The 2916-nt window shown below is 40.8% G+C and carries 3 protein-coding genes and 1 pseudogene; 1 reads left to right on the top strand and 3 read right to left on the bottom strand.

Annotated features, from left to right (window positions below):
* Positions 1-542: pseudogene (locus Q0198_RS09335) on the top strand (hypothetical protein); the annotation flags it as partial.
* Between the two features lie 4 nt (positions 543-546).
* On the opposite strand, the gene Q0198_RS09340 reads toward Q0198_RS09335, so the two are convergent.
* From Q0198_RS09340 to Q0198_RS09350, 3 genes are all read right to left on the bottom strand, one after another.
* Positions 547-1080, bottom strand: coding sequence for a hypothetical protein (locus Q0198_RS09340; protein WP_297897355.1), 534 nt, complete (start codon positions 1078-1080; stop codon positions 547-549).
* Between the two features lie 62 nt (positions 1081-1142).
* Positions 1143-1526 (bottom strand): transporter, encoded by a 384-nt coding sequence (locus tag Q0198_RS09345; protein WP_297897357.1) that lies wholly within the window; start codon positions 1524-1526, stop codon positions 1143-1145.
* A 156-nt stretch (positions 1527-1682) separates the two neighbouring features.
* Positions 1683-2039, bottom strand: coding sequence for a hypothetical protein (locus Q0198_RS09350; RefSeq protein ID WP_297897360.1), 357 nt, complete (start codon positions 2037-2039; stop codon positions 1683-1685).
* Positions 2040-2916 lie beyond the last annotated feature (877 nt).

Raw genomic sequence — 2916 nt, forward strand, 5'->3', positions numbered from 1 at the left:
CGGTGCATGGGCGGATCGGCAGCGAGAAGCAGCGCGCGTTCGTGCACGAGCTGCGTAGCGTGTGCGACTACGTAGGCGTGGGCGGGCAGACCGTGCGCACCGACAGACCGACGCTGGACGTGCGTGCGGCTAAATTTGACGAAATTAGCGCTTTGGTGGGCAGTGCTGATATGTCGGCGCTAGACGCGCGCGTTGCGCCGCAAAACCTAAAGCTGCGCGCGCCCGACGTTTGGATATACTCGCGCAGCGCACTTTCGGATTTTGATGCGAGCATTCCGCTTTTCGGCGTCGCGGATCGTAAGGTGGAGGTCTCGCAGTCGCTGCCTGCGGATGCAAAAATCATGATGATAGAGGCGGGGGCGAGTTCGTTTAACGAGTTTGCGCAGTTTGCGAGCCATGCGCTTATTTTTTACAGCGCGCAGATGAGGGACGCGGGGAATTTTAGAGCAAATTCCGCGCTATGGCCGCTTTTCATTTCTCGCGCGGGCGATCCGCACCTGGAAGCGAACGAATTCTACGGCTGGTTTAAAATTTTAAAATGAAAGGTTATAATACTATTGCCGATATAAAAATTAGCGCAACTACTATTATTATGATGAACACTAGCACTTTATCTATATTATATTTCCTTTTAGGGCTGCAATTTTGCAAGAAAGCCCCGAGCCTGTATCCGCTGATATGAAATAGCCAAGCGGTCCAAATCGATCCGAGGGATAGGCACATCGCCGCAAATGCCGTATCAGATTTCTGCCATACGATCATGCCGAAAATCAAAAACAAAGACAGAAAAGAAACGATAATCACGCCTATCGTGGCAAAGGCGATAAAAAATATAAAATTTAGCTTGCAATCGATGCCTAAAATGCGAAAATCAATAATTTTATTTGCGATATAAAATGCAGAGATTATCGTTAGGATAGCTTTTGCGAGCTCGGCTTTAAAAGGAGCGTAAGGCAATAGCGATGCGCCAAAAACCGCATTTAATATGATGCCCACGTGCGATAAAGTAAAACCGAGCGAGAATGAAAATACGCCCGTTAGTACGATACCTAAAAGTAATTTGTAGAAATATATTTTCATACGCAATCCTTAAAATTCTGCGAAATTATACGCAATAGCGGCTTAAAATTTTGATTGCAAATTTAGCGTAAACTTTGAAATTTTTCACGTATGCTGCAGGCAACGACGCAGAGCGAATATAAAAAATAGATATATGCCGCAAGCGGGACAAAAGCGACAAATCCCGAAGCATAAACTAAAGCGACTAGCACATATGTCGCATTTGCCAGCGCAGGTATGCTATAAGTCCAAAGCTCTGGCTTTTCAAAAGGGGTGTAGATATTATTCAAATACAAAGCTAAATTTACGACAAGCAGTAGAAAAAATATATAGTTCTTTTTCATAAAAGGAAAAATGGCGCAAACCAAGACTACTATCAAATTTAATGCGATAAGAAAACCAATGTAATTAATATCTATAAAGGCGCAAAGTAAGCCTAAGATCGCGATTAATATATCTCTTTTCATAACCGATTGCCGTCCTTTTTAATTCCTGCAATTATAATGCGTAGGTTTAAATTTTGATAAAAAAGTATTTCGTGCTTAAAATTTCATCGCGCCGTGCGGGCGATCTACGCCTATTAAATTTAGCGCAGACGGACAAAATTAAACGGGCGCTTAGCTTTATCTAGATGCAAAAAAGATAAGACCCAACCAAGTTGCAGATATAATAAGCAGCAAGATAGGGAATAGCTTTTTATTGATCTCACCGCTTCTTTTTCGGCTGATGATCTGTAAAAATTTACCGAGCTCGTAATCGCTTTTGCGAAATAAATATACCGTTGAGCAGATGCCCATGAATAATGCCGCAGCGGATAAAATTGCCATTAGTTTTTTATCTAAATCCATACCATATATCATAAAACCGAATGTCGCGATAAGAATAATGGCGGTAAGGGCTAAAATTCCTATCGTCGCAAAGGCGATGAAAAATATAACATTAAGCTTGCGATCGATGCCTTTGACATAAAAATCGCTCAAACTGCTACTGATATAGAAGGAAAATAACTCAAGAATTACCGTCGTAAAAGGCAGACGAATATCGCCCGGGAATAAAAAATATCCCTTCAAAAGGTCTATTATATTAACATTTAAAAGTTTTGAGAGGTGCAATGAAGCAACGTAAAATGAAATCAAAAAAACTGCCAAAAAGACATTGCCTAAAAGAAACTTGTAAATTAGGTATTTTATGTTTTTGCGCACCTTGGCTCCCTGAAATTTCGCGAGATTATACGTCAAATTTGCTTTTAACAGGCTCAAATCGGCAGGAAAATAATGAGTGAAATTTAGGTAAATTTTGAGAGTAGTTTAAATTTGCAGCTCGATTTACAGCTCAATTTACGGCGCGGAATTTTAAAATTTAGCGGTGCGATATACTTGACTAAATTAAAAATGTAGCATTTGCGTGGGCGTTATTTTGGCGCTATTAAAAACGGATAGCTTGGCTAAATTAAACCATCCTAGATGTCCGCTAAGTTTCGCCGTAATCACTAGCCTACCGTTCTAGTCAAATTTGAAAATTCCGCAAATGCGTATAGGCGCCGTTTTGAATGATGCACCGACCCGCTGCGTAAAATTTACGATTTTTGCACGCACGGTGCCTGATTTTGAAACGGCGTCTGCATAGCGGAATTTTAAAATTTCACCATACGAAAGGATTTAAAATTTCACAACGAGCGTAAAATTTTTAAAATTCCTAAATTCCACGGCGCGGGCAAAATTTAAAATTTAAAAATCGAACCAAATTTTAAATTTCAGATCAAGCAAAATTCCAAATCCAAAATTTAGTGATGATGCCCCAAATGTCCGCCTGCGTTGCTTGATCTTACTTCGCAGATTAGCTCGTCAGCGCATTCGT

Source organism: uncultured Campylobacter sp., from assembly GCF_938045205.1.
Taxonomy (GTDB): domain Bacteria; phylum Campylobacterota; class Campylobacteria; order Campylobacterales; family Campylobacteraceae; genus Campylobacter_B.

Excerpts from the sequence above, each read along its gene's own strand:
- Q0198_RS09340 (WP_297897355.1), bottom strand. The coding sequence starts at position 1,080 with ATGAAAATATATTTCTACAAATTACTTTTAGGTATCGTACTAACGGGC.
- Q0198_RS09345 (WP_297897357.1), bottom strand. The coding sequence starts at position 1,526 with ATGAAAAGAGATATATTAATCGCGATCTTAGGCTTACTTTGCGCCTTT.